Raw genomic sequence first — 14,786 nt, 5'->3', positions numbered from 1 at the left:
CGCTCAGCGGCGGTCCGCGTCCAGCGGCTCCAGGTCCTCGTCCTCGTCGAGGTTGCTGTCGAGCCCGTCCGTGTCCTCGTCATCGTCGTCGACGTCGTCGATCTCGTCGTCGAAGACAGCGCTGACGTCGAAGCGGCAGACCACCTGCTGCGGGTCGACCTGCTCGAACGGTGCTTCCAGCCACTCGCCGGGCTCGGCCGGTTCGTCCGCCGCCGTCACCCAGAGCGTGGAGTCGCCCTCGTCCAGCCCGAACTCCTTGTGCCGGGAAGCGATCTCGTCGGGCTCGAACTCGCCGAAGAGCAGCCCGAGTGCGCCGTGCACCGTCCCGGAGGCGCCGTCCTCGCCCTCCGCCGCCTCGATCCGCTGTGCCTGGGCCAGCAGGCGCTGGGGTTCGACGACGGCGTAGTCACGGCGGATCAGCACGCTCAGGGCGTTCGGTTCCTCGGGGCCCGCGTACGGGGGCAGGGCGTCCTCCGCACCGGGGATCTCGAAGGGGGTGACCTCGTCGTAGCGGTCGTAGAGCAGTTCGTCGTACACCTCTGCGGCCGCGGCGAGCTGGTTGAACGCCTCGTAGACGGCCGGGTCGTCCTCTCCGGACCTGCGTTCGACCGCGGCCAGGTGGCGGTCGAGCGCGGTCTTGACCGCCTCGGCGGCGGCGCGTACCTCGGCAGCGGTGGACTGCGCAGCATCAGACATAGTGCAGACGCTATCCGTACCAGGCCCCAGCCCGCACAATAGATGCGATGCCGGAATACGAATTTGTCGACGTGTACGTGCCTCGCGGGGTCTCCCGCAAGGAGACGGCACGTCTGCTGACGGACCACGCGGAGTACGGACACTGGGAGTTGTACCGTCTGAGCCTGCTGCGCGACGGCAGCCGCAGGGTGCGGTTGCGCCGGCGGATCATCCGCCAGGCGCGGGCCACGTGGTGAGCTGGGACGGGGCACGGGAAGAAGGCGCATGACGGAGCGGGCCCCGCATCGGCGGGGCCCGCTCCGTTGTGCGGGAGGTGTCAGGCGGAGGCGCGCGCCTTGCGGTAGAGGATCGCGCCCGCGAGCAGCGCCCCCGCGCCGGCCGGGAGGGCGAAGCCGAGCGGCAGGTCGCTGCCGGTGCTGGCGAGCTGGGATTCACCCTCGGGCTGGGTGACGAAATGGGCGCCGGGCTTGTTGCCGTGCAAGGAGCCGCCCACCGGGGTCTCACCACCGGCGGAGGGCGGGGTGCCGGGCGTGCCGGGGTCTCCGGGCTCACCGGGACCGCCGGGGTGACCGGGCTTTCCGGGTTCACCGGGATTGCCGGGAGTACCGGGCTTACCCGGCTGTCCGGGGGTCCCCGGGTCGCCGGGGTTCCCAGGCCGGCCCGGCTGGCCCGGCTCGTGGCCGCGGGGCGGAGTGCCGTGCTGTCCGCCGCCGCCGTTGGTGCAGTCGTTGCCCGTGCTGGGGTTTCCGACGCCGATGACGTCGACGCTGTTGCCGCAGACGTTCACCGGCACGTGGACCGGCGCCTGGACGTGGTTGCCCGAGCCGACGCCGGGTGAGTCGGTGGCGTGCCCGCCCGCGTGGGAGCCGCCCTTGCCGCCGTGTTCGCCGTATCCCCCCGACGACGATCCACCGCCCTGGTTGGCGCACGAGTTGCCCACCGACGGGTTGAGCACGCCGACGACGTTGACCGTGTTCCCGCACACGTTGACCGGTGCGTGCACCGGCGCCTGCACCGAGTTTCCGGACAGCACGCCGGGCGAGCCCGACGCCGAGCCCTGGGCGCCCGAGTCGGCGTGAGCGGAGCCGCCCGCGGCGGCGATCACGCCGGTCGCGGCCGCCACGGTCATCAGACCCTTGCGGGTGACCTGTCGCATTTACTGAATACCTGCCTTCGACCGTGTCTCGAATTCTTCTCGAATTCCCCGAAAGAAGCGTTCGGTCCCGGAGCGCATGGCACGCGCTCCGGGACCGATGGCTTTGGACTCCCCTCAGCGAGGGGGAAGCATCACTTGTTGATGCAGGTGTTGCCGAAGGCGGGGTTCAGCAGCCCGATCACGGAGACCGTGTTGCCGCAGACGTTCACCGGGACGTGAACGGGCACCTGGACAACGTTGCCGGACAGGACGCCCGGGGAGTGCACGGCGGCACCCTGAGCACCCGAGTCGGCGACGGCCAGGCCCGCGCCCGCGAGAACCAGCCCACCGGTGGCAGCCGCAGCAGCGACGACCTTCTTGATCATTATTCCTCCTAGTTGGCAAAGCGACCCATCTTGCGATCGCATTACCTGTAACGAGGCTGGAGTAATGAGGCTACGAGCTTATGGTCGCATTCACTCTTCCCAGTCGATTCCGTACGCGCGACCGAATACCCCGTGCCGCACGGGCGCTTTCAGGACGCGTCGATGAAGCGGTCGAGCACCCGCACGCCGAACTTCAGGCCCTCCACCGGCACCCGCTCGTCGACGCCGTGGAACATGCCGGCGAAGTCCAGCTCGGGCGGCAGCTTCAGCGGTACGAAGCCGAAGCCGCGGATGCCCAGGTCGTCGAAGGACTTGGCGTCCGTGCCGCCGGAGAGCATGTAGGGGATCGCCTTGGCGGTCGGGTCCTCGGCGAGCAGCGCGGACTGCATGGCCCCGACGAGCGCCCCGTCGAACGTGGTCTCCACGGCCTTGTCGGCATGGACGTCCTCGCGGCGTACGTTCGGGCCGAGGATCCGGTCGAGGTCGGCGAGGAACTCCTCCTCGTGGCCGGGCAGGAACCGTCCGTCGACGTGGGCGGTCGCCTCGCCGGGGATGACGTTGACCTTGTAACCGGCGCCGAGCTGCGTGGGGTTGGCCGTGTTGCTCAACGTCGCGCCGATGAACTTGGCGATGCCGCCGAGCCGGACGAGGGTCGACTCCATGTCCTCCGGGTCGAGTTCGGTGCCGAGCGCGTCACCGAGCTCGTCGAGGAACGCCCGGGTGGTCTTGGTGACCCGCACCGGGAACTTGTGCCGCCCGAGCCGCGCGACGGCCTCCGACAGCTCGGTGATCGCGTTGTCCCGGTGGATCATCGATCCGTGCCCGGCGGTGCCGGCCACGGTGAGCTTCATCCAGTGCATGCCCTTCTCGGCCGTCTGGATCATGTAGAGCCGCCGCTGCTCGCTGACGGTGAACGAGAAGCCGCCCACCTCGCTGATCGCCTCGGTGACGCCCTCGAACAGCTCGGGATGCTTGCGCACCAGGTGCTTGGCGCCGTAGGTGCCGCCCGCCTCCTCGTCGGCGAGGAACGCGAGGACGATGTCGCGCGGGGGCTTGCGCCCGCTGCGCAGCCGGTCGCGGACGACCGCGAGGGTCATCGCGTCCATGTCCTTCATGTCCACGGCCCCGCGGCCCCACACACAGCCGTCGGCGACCTCGCCGGAGAAGGGGTGGTGGGTCCAGTCGTCGGCGTTGGCCGGTACGACGTCGGTGTGGCCGTGGATGAGGAGCGCGGGCCGGGAGGGGTCCTCGCCCTCGATCCGGGCCACCGTGGAGGCGCGGCCCGGGTGGGACTCGAAGATCTGCGGTTCGAGCCCGACCTCGGCGAGCTTCTCGGCGACGTACTCGGCCGCCTTGCGCTCGCCCGGACCCGAGTGGTCGCCGTAGTTGCTGGTGTCGATCTGGATCAGCTCGCGGCAGAGGTCCACGACCTCGTCCTCGCCGGTGACGCTCCTGGCCGTGTCCGTCTCGCTCACGTGCTTCCTCCCGGTGTCACTGCTGGTGGGTCCCCCTCATCCTCCCTCTCCCCGGCCCGCACCCCAAGAGCGCTCCCGGCCCGTCACACGCCGTTCACGCCTCTCAGGGTGCCACCGGGGGGTGATCGGCCACCCCGGAAAGCCTGGTAATGTTTACGTCGTCGCCGCGGGGAGAACCCACGCGACAGACACCTTGTCCGGGTGGCGGAATGGCAGACGCGCTAGCTTGAGGTGCTAGTGCCCTTTATCGGGCGTGGGGGTTCAAGTCCCCCCTCGGACACATGAGGCTGAGGGCCGTGACCGCGAGGTCACGGCCCTCAGCTGTTGTCCGTCGAGCCACTGGCAGCCACCGCTGCCACTTCCTCTCTCGCCGGAGCACGGGACTCGGAACGGTTCGGTGAACCGGTGCCGCACACCCCTCCGACCTGCGGTTTGGCGTCCGGTTTCGGAGTGCTTCGGAGTTCGGCCGTCCGGGCATCGAGCGGACTCAGGGTGATGTCACCAACCAGTCGCGGAGTCCGGGAGGACGGCATGCGGAAGATCATCACCCTGAGGAGCGCGGTCATCATGGGCGTGGCGGTGGCCACCGGCGCGGTCGCGGGCGGAGCGGTGGAGGCGGTGGCCGAGATCGGGGAGGCGGGTCCCGTGGTGACCGGAGCGGTGGCGCTCTGGTTCGCGGAGAAGCTGGACCGGATCATCGGTGACGACAGCGGCGAGGAGCCCCAGGGCTGAGAAGCGGCCGGAGCGCCGGGAGGTATCCCCGTCAGGGGTGTGCTCGCCGGCGCTCCGCGTCCAGTCGGACGGCCAGTGACGAACCGAGGTAGTCGGCCTCGAAGGGCAGCAGGCGGCTCCGGAGGACTGGTCTGATGCTTCGCAGCCCCCGCTCCGCGTACTGGCGGCACCAGGAACTCTGGTCGAGCGCCACCGCGAGTTTGAGGAGCCTCAACAGGGCGACGTCCTTCACCTCCGCCCCGGCAGCACGGATCAGGAGGTCGAAGAGTGCTTCGAAGAGCGGCCGGACGATGCCCGCCTCGCTCGTCCGGCGCTTCTGCCACTCCCCCTGGAGAAGGCGTTCCTCCACACCGGTGACTTCCGCCGAGGAGGCATCCGCGCCGAGAAGTGTCGCGATACGGCCGACCAGTCCTTTGCGTCGCGTCCGGTCGAGGAGTCGGCAACTGATCACCAGCAAGGAGATCCGGGTCCGGTCGAATGCGTCTCCCCCGTGCTGACCGGCGCAGATGATGCCGTGCCGCGTCAGTTCCTGGACGATCGCATCCACGGCTTCGGTCGGCAACGAGTCGCTCTCCGTCGCCAGCCGTCGGCTGACCAGGTCCACCAGACGCGCACCGGGTTCACCGCTTACGGTCACGAGCACGCTCATGCACGTCTCGTAGCGGGCCAGCGCATCCGGGTGCGGAGCGGGTGGGCAGATCAGGAGGGCGATCAGGGCATGAGCCGCTGAGACATGGCGTCCGTAACCGTCGAGGACGAAGCTCGACGTGAGAGCGGTGAGTTCGTCGAACACCGGTAGCGCAGGCTCGACGAGACGCTCCGCGTCCCGGTCGTGCAGCGGGCGCGTGCGGCGTAGCGCGCTCAGAGGTTCGTCGTCCTTGACCAGCGGCATGTCCGTCCCCAGTAACCACGACATGTTGTGCGCCGCCGGATCGGCATCGTGCTGGCCCAGTCGGATGACGATGTCCCTGGGGCCATCGTGGTCAGTGCCCCTCGACACCGGCATGGTGCCCACGGCGCTGACGAAGGCGTCCCAGGAGGTCGACGGCAGCTGGGATTTCCAGAGTGTGGCGTGAGTACGCCAGACCTCCGCCGGGGATCCACCGTCGGCGACGAGTTCGGAGAACCTCAGCAGTTGGCCGGCGGACAGAGCCACCAGCAGCAGGTTGGCGCTGTGGCAGGCGTGGCGGAAGGTGGCCGGTGTCGGGCCCATGGTGTAGCCGGTGTCGCTGCCGGGCGGCAGTGCGTGCAAGGCCGCCGGAAAGAGTTGGGCGACCGTGTCCGTGCCGGGCAGCAGGTCGCCGAGGTAGTCGATGATCTGGGCCCGGTCGGTGAGCGGGGTGAACGACAGCAGGGAGAACAGCAGTCCGTCGTACGGCCCTTGATCGGGGCAGTGCCGCAGGGTGAGGGCGATCTTGCGGGCCACGAGGTACTCGCCGAACGTGGCGTGCAGGAACTCGTACCAGATGCGGTGCTCACCGCCATCGAGTGTCGCCTTGGCCTCATGGATGAAGAAGAAGAACTCCCCGAAAAGCAGTCGCGTGGGCCTGCGGGTCCGCCTGCGACCGGGGGCGCGCAGGAAGGCCAGGTCGTGGTCAGCCTCCTCGGCGGTTACGCCCTGGCTGCCCCGGTTGAACATGCCGGCGGCTATCACGGAGAGCAGATCGAGCTCTTCCTCGACCCTCTCCTCCACGGCTTCCGGGCGCATCTTGCAGTGGTGCTTGCGAATCTGCCGACGGACGAACAGGGTGAGCAGGCGTTCGTAGAGGGTCGTGACCCTGTTCATCGGCGCCGCCCACTCGGCGTCCCCTTCGTCGCGCATGGCGTAGTAGAGCGTCAGCATGAGCAGCAACAGTGGCTGGGGCGCCAGATCGGGGTGGAGGGCGCCCAGGTCCCGGGGCAGCGGGGGGATGCTGCGACCCGCGTTATGGGTGTTCCAGACGTCTGACCAGCGGGCAATGCGGGCTGCGTCGAACGGCTCCAAACGGATGATGACCGTCTCGTCCGGGATCTTGGCCTGGTCGGCGACCACAGTGCGGCTGGTGACGACGGCAGCCACCGGTAGTCCTGCTTCGGCCGACCTCTCCTGGAAGTCGGCGATCTCCTCAAGGTAGTACCAGTGGTCGGCTCCGCCTGCCTGGAGGAGTTCATCGAAGCCGTCGAAGATCAGGACGGGCAGCACGCCTGAGCAGGAGGAAGTGACCGTGTCCCAGGTGATGTCCTTGTTCGTGGCGTGACGCAGCGCCTGAGCGATCTGGTCGAGGATCTCGGCGTCGGCCGTCACGTTGCGCAGTTCGATCCTGATGGGCAGGTAGTCGGTGGGCGGGAGGCGCGCGGCCAGCAGGCGTGTGAGCAGCGACTTGCCCGCGCCCGGGTCGCCCAGAATGAGCAGCGGCCGGTTGACCGTGGGAAACCCGCTGAAGTGCCCGGCGAGGAACCCTTGAATCTCCTGCCTCAGTGGCCGGGTGCTCCACCAGGCCTCCACATGGGGTCTGCTGTCGGAGTCGTGGACGGCCGTCCGGAACGCCGGATTCACGTACCCCCGGGACAGCGACGGGACGCGGGGAACGCATTTCGACCGGCCCTGGTGTGCGTCGTTGATCGGCGAGACGGGGTGACCGAGCGCACTGCGGTGGATCTCTGACAGCCGCACAGACCAGGCCGGTGCAGGAACCTGTCGGGCGAGGGCCCTCAGCAGCGTTTCCAGCCCGTCGAGCCCTCTCTTCTGGGTGTGAAGATCCCGGTACAGCTCTTGGAGTCGGTCGCGTGCCTCACCGTCGGTGCAGGCACCGAGTGCCCCGGCCGCGTCCGAGCCGTCCTGCATCCCCGCCCAGACGAACAACTCCGGGCATTCCGCCGCCAGTTCAGCCAGACGACCCTCGTAGATCGAGGCACAGCGCCCCGCATCCTGTCGGCTCGGTATCTCTCCCCGCAGGCTCGCCCAGACCCTGGCGTAGTGGTCGACGACACGGGCGTGATGGTCGTCGTAGCGGGTGTTTGCGACCGGCAGTGGTGCGGCGGCGAACGTCCCGTCGTCCAGACCGTTCTCGAAGACGAGGTGCAGGTCGACCGCGACGCCGTAGGCGAGGACGGCGTCCAGCAGGGGGCCCTTGACGCATCCTTCGATCACCACGATCGTGTGCGCGGCATGCAGCAGACGGATGCGATGGGGATGGCAGGCGCGGCGCACCCTGCGTCCGAGGTCCGCCATCAGGCCTCGGGTGAGGTCGTTGAATTGGTCCCGGAAGGCGGACAGTCCTTCCGTGGATTCCAGTAGGCCCACGCCAAGGGCCTGCATCTCACCTTGTAATTCCCCGTTTCGGCCGGCAAGCACCGCGGCCGCGCCGTAAGGCACCGCCGGGTCCCACTCGTCACCCCAGCCGGTGGCGTACTCCTCGAACCGCTCCGCCTCGTACGCGTCCTGGCAGACCGTACAACCCGCCCGCTCTCCGGGATCCTTGCGTGCGCGGCCGGAGCGCAGTTCCAGCGCCCGCTGTGCGTCGAGTTCACGCACCAGCTCGTCGAGTCGCCGCCGCCAGTAGGCGAGGGACCCGTCACAAGCGGAGACAATGGCTCGTACCACGTCCCAGTCGGGAGCCTTCGCCCGCTTGCCGTTCAGCAGCTCGGAGACGGCCGACGCACTCAGGTCGAGCCGGTCGCAGAGCTCCTGCCGGCTGACGCCGCTTCTGGTGACCTCGTCCTTCAGCGGGCGCCAGAAGGCAGCCACGGGATCACTGCCCGCCACGTCGCGCTCCCCCTCGTCGTGCAACTCGTCCTGCGACGGAGGATAAGGGCGCCAAGTGCCGCGGGGGCCCCTGTCGGCACAATGGGGACCATGACCCACCGCATCGCCCGTTCCCGTCACCTCGTACGGCCGGTTGCCTGCCCCTGCGGGCTCCCCGAGCCCTACGAGGCGTGCTGTGGCCGCTACCACTCCGGAGCCGCCGCCGCGCCGACCGCCGAGGCGCTGATGCGGTCGCGGTACTGCGCCTTCGTGAAGGGCGAGGCCGGGTACCTGCTGCGGACCTGGCATCCGCGGACGCGGCCCGGGACGCTGGAGCTGGATCCGGGGATGCGGTGGACCGGGCTGGAGATCCTGGGGACGAGCGGCGGATCCGCGTTCCACTCCGCCGGGATAGTGGAGTTCCGGGCGTGGTACCGGGGCGGGTCCCTGCACGAGCGGAGCAGCTTCGAGCGGGTGGACGGGGTGTGGGTCTACGTCGACGGGGAGTTCCCGGTCTAGCCGTTGCTACGGCGCCAGGATGTCGAGTTCCTGGAGGGCGCCGACCGTGATCTCGCGGGTCAGCTGCTCCGCCCGGGCGGCGTCGCCCGCGCGGACCGCTTCGGCGACCTGGACGTGCAGGGTGACGGCGGCCGGGTCGGGGTCCTCGAACATCACGTCGTGCTGCGTGCGGCCGGTCAGGACCTCCGCGACGACGTCGCCGAGGCGGGCGAACATCTCGTTGCCGGAGGCGGCCAGGATGACGCGGTGGAAGGCCACGTCGTGGAGGAGGTACCCCTCCAGCTTGTGACCGCGGGAGTGGGCGACCATGCCGAGGGCGCACTCGGTGAGCTCGGCGCACTGCTCGGACGTGGCGTGCCGGGCGGCGAGACCGGCCGCGACGGGTTCGATCGCCGAGCGCAGCACCGTGAGGGACCGCAGCTGGCCGGGGCGGTCCGCGCCGGCCAGACGCCAGCGGATGACCTGCGGGTCGTAGACGTTCCACTCGGACTTCGGGCGGACCGTCACGCCGACGCGGCGGCGGGACTCGACCAGGTACATGGACTCCAGGACCCGGACCGCCTCGCGCATCACGGAGCGCGACACGTCGAAACGCTGGGCGAGCTCATCGGTGCGCAGGACGCTGCCCGGCGGGTACTCACCCGCCGTGATCTCGGGGCCGAGGGTGTCCAGTACATGGCCGTGCAGGCCCCGGCCCGGTGTGCTCATGCACTCAGCGTACGGGGTAGATCACGCAGACAAAAAGTCAGACTTATTGAGCACGAGCTCTTGAATTCGTCGTACCTAATGGGTTTCAGTTGCGTTGACATCACGTGTCGACCCCGGACAGCGGACAGTGAGGCAGCGATGAACACCCCCCCTGTCGTCGTGGTCATGGGCGTAGCGGGCACCGGCAAGACCACCATCGGTCCCCTGCTCGCGGCCCGGCTCGGCGTTCCGTACGCCGAGGGCGACGACTTCCACCCGCCGGCCAACATCGCCAAGATGTCGGCCGGTACCCCGCTCACCGACGAGGACCGCCTGCCCTGGCTCGACGCCATCGGCGCGTGGGCGCACGGGCGGGCCGGGCTCGGCGGGGTGGTCAGCTGCTCGGCACTGAAGCGGTCGTACCGCGACCGGCTGCGGGCCGCCGCGCCCGGCGTGGTCTTCGTGCACCTCACGGGTGACCGCGCGCTGATCGAGGACCGGATGTCGCACCGGCAGGGGCACTTCATGCCCACGGCGCTGCTCGACTCCCAGTTCGCCACGCTCCAGCCCCTCGCGGCGGACGAGGCGGGGGTCGGGGTGGACGTCGCGGGCAGCCCGGAGGAGATCACCGAGCGGGCGGCGCACGCCCTGCGGGATCTCCCCGAGCCCGTCCAGTAGCCCCCGGCGGTTTCCCCTCCCCTCCCCTTCTCCCCAACGCAAGGGAACCCACCGTGACCAGACTCAGCGTCGAGATGCTGGCAGCGGACGCACCCGAGCCGATCACCTCGGCCGGCCACGCTCAGCTGGGCATCGCCGTCCTGGCGGGCATCGTCGTCATCGTCCTGCTCATCACGAAGTTCAAGCTGCACGCCTTCCTGGCCCTGACCATCGGGTCACTGACGCTCGGCGCGATCGCCGGGGCGCCGCTGGACAAGGTGCTCACCAGCTTCAGCGCCGGCCTCGGCTCCACCGTCGCGGGCGTCGGTGTGCTGATCGCCCTCGGGGCGATCCTCGGCAAGATGCTCGCCGACTCCGGCGGCGCCGACCAGATCGTCGACACCATCCTCGACCGGGCCGGCGGGCGGTCGATGCCGTGGGCGATGGTGCTGATCGCCTCCGTGATCGGGCTGCCGCTGTTCTTCGAGGTCGGCATCGTGCTGCTGATCCCCGTTGTGCTGATGGTCGCCAAGCGCGGCGACTACTCGTTGATGCGCATCGGCATCCCGGCGCTCGCGGGACTGTCCGTGATGCACGGCCTGGTGCCGCCGCACCCCGGGCCGCTGGTCGCGATCGACGCGGTCGGCGCCGACCTCGGCATCACCCTGGCGCTCGGCGTCCTGGTCGCCATCCCCACCGTGATCATCGCCGGTCCGGTGTTCTCGAAGTACGCGGCCCGCTGGGTCGACGTCCCCGCCCCCGAGAAGATGATCCCGCAGCGGGCCTCCGAGGAGCTCGACAAGCGCCCCGGCTTCGGCGCCACGCTGTTCACGGTGCTGCTGCCGGTGATCCTCATGCTGGCCAAGGCGCTGGTCGACATCGTCGTCGACGACCCGGAGAACCACGTGCAGCGCGTCTTCGACGTGATCGGTGCCCCGATGATCGCGCTGCTCGCCTCGGTGCTGGTCGGCATCTTCACGCTGCTGCGGCCCGCCGGGTTCTCCAAGGAGCGCATATCGCCGCTCGTCGAGAAGAGCCTCATGCCGATCGCGGGCATCCTGCTGATCGTCGGCGCGGGTGGCGGCTTCAAGCAGACGCTGATCGACACCGGTGTGGGCCGGATGGTCCTGGACATCTCCCAGGACTGGGCCATCCCGGCGCTGCTGCTGGCCTGGCTCATCGCGGTGGTGATCCGCCTCGCGACCGGTTCGGCGACGGTGGCCACGGTCTCGGCCGCCGGTCTGGTCGCCCCGCTCGCGGCGGACATGTCGAGCACGCACGCGGCCCTCCTCGTCCTGGCCATCGGCGCCGGCTCGCTGTTCTTCAGCCATGTCAACGACGCCGGGTTCTGGATGGTGAAGGAGTACTTCGGGCTGAGTGTCGGCCAGAACATCAAGACCTGGTCCGTCATGGAGACGATCATCTCGGTGGTCGCCGGCGGCATCGTCCTGCTGTTGTCCCTCGTGATCTAGGAGTGCCGCGGCGATGACGGCTCATCCCCTCTTCGACATCGGCGGCCGTACGGCCCTGGTCACCGGCTCCAGCCGGGGCATCGGACTCGCCCTCGCGCGCGGTCTGGCGGAGGCCGGCTGCACGGTCGTCCTGAACGGGCGTGACGAGCACCGGCTCGCCGAGGCAGCCGCCGGGCTGCCGGGCGACCGGGTGCACACGGCCGCGTTCGACGTGACGGACGGACCCTCGGTGGCCTCGGGGGTCGCCGAGGTCGAGGAGCGGGTGGGCCCGCTCGACATCCTCGTCAACAACGCGGGCATGCAACTGCGGGCCCCGCTGCTGGAATTCACCGACTCCGACTGGCACCGGATCCTGGACACCAACCTGACCAGTGCCTTCCTGGTCGGCCGTGAGACCGCGCGCCGGATGACGGAACGCGGCCACGGGAAGATCATCAACATCTGCTCGTTGCAGAGCGAGGTGGTACGGCCCGGGATCGCGCCGTACGCCGCCACCAAGGGCGCGCTGAAGATGCTCACCAAGGGCATGTGCGCCGACTGGGGTCCGAGCGGTGTGCAGGTCAACGGGCTCGGCCCGGGCTACATCGAGACCGAACTGACCCGGCCGCTGGTGGAGGACGAGGAGTTCAGCTCCTGGGTGCGGCGGCGTACGCCGGCCGGGCGCTGGGGCCGTACGCAGGACCTGGTGGGCGGGTTGCTGTTCCTCGCCTCCCCCGCGGCGGACTTCGTCAGCGGGCAGGTGCTGTATGTCGACGGCGGCATGACGAGCGTGCTGTGACCTGCCGGGAGGCGGCTGTGATGCCGGCGTGTGTGATCCACGGCCGGGGTGACCTGCGGGTCGCGGAGCTGCCGGTGCCGCGGCCCGGGCCGGGGCAGGCGCTGGTCGCCGTGCGGTACGGCGGGGTGTGCGGCTCCGATCTGCACTACTGGCGGCACGGCGGGGTCGGTGACTTCCGGCTGCGGGAGCCGATGGTGCTCGGGCACGAGGTCGTGGGGACGGTGGTGGAGTACGGCCCCGGTGCCGCGGGCCCGGCTCCGGGTACGGCCGTCGCCGTGCATCCGGCGACCCCGTGCGGGATGTGTCCGGAGTGCGGGGGCGGGCGGCGCAACGTGTGCCGGGACACGCGCTACCTCGGCAGCGCGGCCCGTTTCCCGCACGTCCAGGGCGGTTTCGCCGCCCGAGTCGTCGTACCCGCCGAGCAGGTGCGGCCCCTGCCGCCCGGCCTCGGCCTGCGGCGGGCGGCACTCGCCGAACCGCTGTCGGTGGCGCTGCACGCGGTGCGGCGGGCCGGGGAGGTCAGGGGCCGGCACGTTCTGGTCACCGGCGCCGGGCCCATCGGGTGTCTGGTGGTCGCGGCGGCGAAGGCGGCGGGTGCGGCGGACGTGACGGTGACGGATCTCCTGCCCGAGGCGTTGGAGTACGCCCGGGCCGCCGGTGCCGGGACGGTTGTCCGCGCCGACGATCCCGGCGATGCCGGGTGGCCCGACGAGGTCGATGTGGCCGTCGAGGCCTCCGGGGTGGCCGCGGGCCTCGACGCGTGTCTGCGGCGGGTTCGGCGGGGTGGGGTCGTCGTGCAGGTGGGGATGTTGCCGCCAGGGCACAGTTCCTTCGCCGGGAACCTGGTGGTGAGCCGGGAGATCGAGCTGCGGGGGGCGTTCCGCTTCGACACGGAGTTCGACGAGGCGCTGACGCTGCTGGCGGCGGAGCCGGCGTTCGACGGACTTGTCAGTGCGGTGGTCCCCGTGGGGGAGGCCGAGCGGGCCTTCGCCCTGGCGGCTGACCGGAGCCGGTCCTGCAAGGTGCTGCTGGATTTCGCCGCGGCGCCGTAGGGCTGTGTGCCGTCGGGCGGGTGCGGGTGCGTTGTGGTGGATCGCGCAGTTCCCCGCGCCCCTGAGTGAGCTACTGGCGCCACAGGGGGTGCTCCCGGTCTGCCCACTCTCTGCTCACCCTGCCCGTGCGCATGCCCCTTCTCGACTCCGGGTCCGCCAGGGCCATGCCGATGTGGCCGGCCAGGACGATGCCGATGGTCAGGGCCAGCCAGTCGTGGACGAAGGTGGCGCTGGTGCGCCAGAGCAGGGGGGTGAGGTGGGTGAACCACATCATCAGGCCGGTGGCGAGCATGACCAGCGTGGCCCCGGCGATCCAGGACGCGTAGAGCTTCTGCCCGGCGTTGAACTTCGCCGCGGGGCGGGACGTACGGCGTTTGTCGCGGTGCAGGGCGGCGCGCAGCCAGGTGCGGTCGTGCGGGCCGAAGCGGTTGAGGCGGCCGAGGTCGGCGCGGAACGCCCGGGATGCAAGGCCGGCCAGGACGGGGACGGGCAGGGCGAGGCCGGCCCACTGGTGCAGGGTGACGACCAGGGCGCGGCGGCCGACGAGTTCGGCGAGCTGGGGGACGTAGAGGCAGGCCGCGGTGACGACGCAGATGCCCATCAGGAGGGCCGTGGTGCGGTGGATCCAGCGTTGCAGCGGGGTGAAGCGGCGCACGTCGGCCGTGGCCGGTGGTGAGTCAGCTCGTAGGGGCATCGTCGCGTCCGTTCGAGCGGCCCACCCAGGCGTCGACGTCGTAGCCGCGCTTCTCCCAGTAGCCCGGCCGGACCTCGTCGGTGACGGTGATGCCGGACAGCCACTTGGCGGACTTGTAGAAGTACATGGGCGCCACGTAGAGGCGGACCGGGCCGCCGTGGGAGTGGCCGAGGTCCTTGTCCTGCATGCGCAGGGCGACCAGGACGTCCGCGCGGCGGGCCTGGGCGAGGGTGAGGCTCTCGGTGTACGTGCCGTCGAAGCAGGTGAAGCGGATGGCCTTCGCCGTGGGGCGGACCCCGGCGGCGTCCAGGATCCGGGACAGGCGTACGCCCTCGAAGGGGGTGTCGGGGACGCGCCAGCCCGTGACGCACTGGACGTCGCGGACCAGCCGGGTCTGGGGCAGCGACGTGAGGGCGTCGAGGGTGTAGGTCGTGGGGCGGTCGACCAGGCCGTCCACGGTGAGGCGGTAGCTCTCGGCGTTCTTGCGCGGGACGGAGGAGGCGACCGAGTAGTAGCGGAAGCCGCCGCCGTTGGGGAGCAGACCGGTCAGGCCTGTGGGGTCCTTGTCGGCCGCTCCGCCGAGGAAGGCCTCCAGGCCGCGTTGCAGCGGGGGCGCGGCGACCACGCCCGCGGCGCCCAGGGCGAGGGTGCCGAGGAAGACGCGGCGGCCGATCGGGGTGCCCCGCTCTTCGGGGTGCTCGTCGTTCACGCCCTGGGGTACGTCCTGGTTCACGTACTCATTCGAACACCCGCAGCCCCCGGCAGGACAGGGATCGCGG

At 70.3% G+C, this 14,786-nt stretch carries 15 protein-coding genes and 1 tRNA gene; 8 read left to right on the top strand and 8 right to left on the bottom strand.

The window, feature by feature from the left end; translation table 11 throughout:
* Positions 1-3: 3 nt before the first annotated feature.
* Complete coding sequence (locus GTY56_RS38880) at positions 4-696, bottom strand: hypothetical protein (RefSeq protein ID WP_161369959.1); 693 nt, start codon at positions 694-696, stop codon at positions 4-6.
* A gap of 47 nt (positions 697-743) precedes the next feature.
* Between GTY56_RS38880 and GTY56_RS38875 the strand changes: the two genes are divergently transcribed.
* Positions 744-932, top strand: coding sequence for a DUF5703 family protein (locus tag GTY56_RS38875; protein WP_033311872.1), 189 nt, complete (start codon positions 744-746; stop codon positions 930-932).
* Between the two features lie 80 nt (positions 933-1,012).
* Here GTY56_RS38875 and GTY56_RS38870 read toward each other — a convergent pair whose 3' ends face one another.
* From GTY56_RS38870 to GTY56_RS38860, 3 genes are all read right to left on the bottom strand, one after another.
* Positions 1,013-1,852, bottom strand: a complete 840-nt coding sequence (locus tag GTY56_RS38870) for a chaplin (RefSeq protein ID WP_161369958.1) — start codon at positions 1,850-1,852, stop codon at positions 1,013-1,015.
* Positions 1,853-1,983: 131 nt separating this feature from the next.
* Positions 1,984-2,217, bottom strand: coding sequence for a chaplin ChpH (chpH, locus tag GTY56_RS38865; RefSeq protein ID WP_030608446.1), 234 nt, complete (start codon positions 2,215-2,217; stop codon positions 1,984-1,986).
* A 149-nt stretch (positions 2,218-2,366) separates the two neighbouring features.
* Entirely contained in the window at positions 2,367-3,692 is a 1,326-nt protein-coding gene (locus GTY56_RS38860) for a M20/M25/M40 family metallo-hydrolase (protein ID WP_161369957.1), read from the bottom strand.
* A 195-nt stretch (positions 3,693-3,887) separates the two neighbouring features.
* Here GTY56_RS38860 and GTY56_RS38855 point away from each other — a divergent pair.
* Positions 3,888-3,972, top strand: a tRNA-Leu gene (locus tag GTY56_RS38855).
* A gap of 251 nt (positions 3,973-4,223) precedes the next feature.
* On the top strand, positions 4,224-4,424 hold the full coding sequence (locus GTY56_RS38850; protein WP_161369956.1) for a hypothetical protein: 201 nt from the start codon (positions 4,224-4,226) through the stop codon (positions 4,422-4,424).
* Positions 4,425-4,455: 31 nt separating this feature from the next.
* Here GTY56_RS38850 and GTY56_RS38845 read toward each other — a convergent pair whose 3' ends face one another.
* Positions 4,456-8,151, bottom strand: a complete 3,696-nt coding sequence (locus GTY56_RS38845) for an NACHT N-terminal helical domain 7-containing protein (RefSeq protein WP_161369955.1) — start codon at positions 8,149-8,151, stop codon at positions 4,456-4,458.
* 99 nt (positions 8,152-8,250) lie between these two features.
* On the opposite strand from GTY56_RS38845, the gene GTY56_RS38840 reads away from it, so the two are divergent.
* Positions 8,251-8,667: a YchJ family metal-binding protein gene (locus tag GTY56_RS38840; protein WP_524540185.1), complete on the top strand. Its 417-nt coding sequence runs from the start codon at positions 8,251-8,253 to the stop codon at positions 8,665-8,667.
* 6 nt (positions 8,668-8,673) lie between these two features.
* Here GTY56_RS38840 and GTY56_RS38835 read toward each other — a convergent pair whose 3' ends face one another.
* Complete coding sequence (locus GTY56_RS38835) at positions 8,674-9,375, bottom strand: FadR/GntR family transcriptional regulator (RefSeq protein WP_107458170.1); 702 nt, start codon at positions 9,373-9,375, stop codon at positions 8,674-8,676.
* 138 nt (positions 9,376-9,513) lie between these two features.
* Between GTY56_RS38835 and GTY56_RS38830 the strand changes: the two genes are divergently transcribed.
* Genes GTY56_RS38830 through GTY56_RS38815 form a run of 4 tightly spaced genes read left to right on the top strand, consistent with a single transcriptional unit; the run spans position 9,514 to position 13,313 of the window.
* The gene (locus GTY56_RS38830) at positions 9,514-10,032 is read left to right on the top strand and encodes a gluconokinase (RefSeq protein ID WP_161369953.1); all 519 of its coding nucleotides are present in this window, start codon (positions 9,514-9,516) and stop codon (positions 10,030-10,032) included.
* A gap of 53 nt (positions 10,033-10,085) precedes the next feature.
* Entirely contained in the window at positions 10,086-11,483 is a 1,398-nt protein-coding gene (locus tag GTY56_RS38825; RefSeq protein ID WP_161369952.1) for a GntT/GntP/DsdX family permease, read from the top strand.
* 13 nt (positions 11,484-11,496) lie between these two features.
* A complete protein-coding gene (locus GTY56_RS38820; protein ID WP_161369951.1) occupies positions 11,497-12,261 on the top strand; it encodes an SDR family oxidoreductase in 765 nt (254 codons plus the stop codon).
* Positions 12,262-12,281: 20 nt separating this feature from the next.
* A complete protein-coding gene (locus GTY56_RS38815; protein ID WP_161369950.1) occupies positions 12,282-13,313 on the top strand; it encodes an L-idonate 5-dehydrogenase in 1,032 nt (343 codons plus the stop codon).
* A 70-nt stretch (positions 13,314-13,383) separates the two neighbouring features.
* Here the strand turns inward: GTY56_RS38815 and GTY56_RS38810 are convergent, their stop codons facing one another.
* The gene (locus GTY56_RS38810) at positions 13,384-14,007 is read right to left on the bottom strand and encodes a cytochrome b/b6 domain-containing protein (RefSeq protein WP_161369949.1); all 624 of its coding nucleotides are present in this window, start codon (positions 14,005-14,007) and stop codon (positions 13,384-13,386) included.
* Positions 13,991-14,716 (bottom strand): molybdopterin-dependent oxidoreductase, encoded by a 726-nt coding sequence (locus tag GTY56_RS38805; protein ID WP_161369981.1) that lies wholly within the window; start codon positions 14,714-14,716, stop codon positions 13,991-13,993. The genes GTY56_RS38810 and GTY56_RS38805 overlap by 17 nt, the downstream gene beginning before the upstream one ends.
* Positions 14,717-14,786 lie beyond the last annotated feature (70 nt).

Origin of the sequence: Streptomyces sp. SID5643, assembly GCF_009872555.1 — a bacterium.
GTDB lineage: Bacteria > Actinomycetota > Actinomycetes > Streptomycetales > Streptomycetaceae > Streptomyces > Streptomyces iakyrus.
Note: the sequence above shows the minus strand (reverse complement) of the source record. Positions and strands in the feature narration are given on the sequence as shown.

Coding starts and splice junctions, on each gene's coding strand:
- GTY56_RS38880 (WP_161369959.1), bottom strand. CDS start 696: ATGTCTGATGCTGCGCAGTCCACCGCTGCCGAGGTACGCGCCGCCGCC.
- GTY56_RS38875 (WP_033311872.1), top strand. CDS start 744: ATGCCGGAATACGAATTTGTCGACGTGTACGTGCCTCGCGGGGTCTCC.
- GTY56_RS38870 (WP_161369958.1), bottom strand. CDS start 1,852: ATGCGACAGGTCACCCGCAAGGGTCTGATGACCGTGGCGGCCGCGACC.
- chpH (WP_030608446.1), bottom strand. CDS start 2,217: ATGATCAAGAAGGTCGTCGCTGCTGCGGCTGCCACCGGTGGGCTGGTT.
- GTY56_RS38850 (WP_161369956.1), top strand. CDS start 4,224: ATGCGGAAGATCATCACCCTGAGGAGCGCGGTCATCATGGGCGTGGCG.
- GTY56_RS38840 (WP_524540185.1), top strand. CDS start 8,251: ATGGGGACCATGACCCACCGCATCGCCCGTTCCCGTCACCTCGTACGG.
- GTY56_RS38835 (WP_107458170.1), bottom strand. CDS start 9,375: ATGAGCACACCGGGCCGGGGCCTGCACGGCCATGTACTGGACACCCTC.
- GTY56_RS38830 (WP_161369953.1), top strand. CDS start 9,514: ATGAACACCCCCCCTGTCGTCGTGGTCATGGGCGTAGCGGGCACCGGC.
- GTY56_RS38820 (WP_161369951.1), top strand. CDS start 11,497: ATGACGGCTCATCCCCTCTTCGACATCGGCGGCCGTACGGCCCTGGTC.
- GTY56_RS38815 (WP_161369950.1), top strand. CDS start 12,282: ATGCCGGCGTGTGTGATCCACGGCCGGGGTGACCTGCGGGTCGCGGAG.
- GTY56_RS38810 (WP_161369949.1), bottom strand. CDS start 14,007: ATGCCCCTACGAGCTGACTCACCACCGGCCACGGCCGACGTGCGCCGC.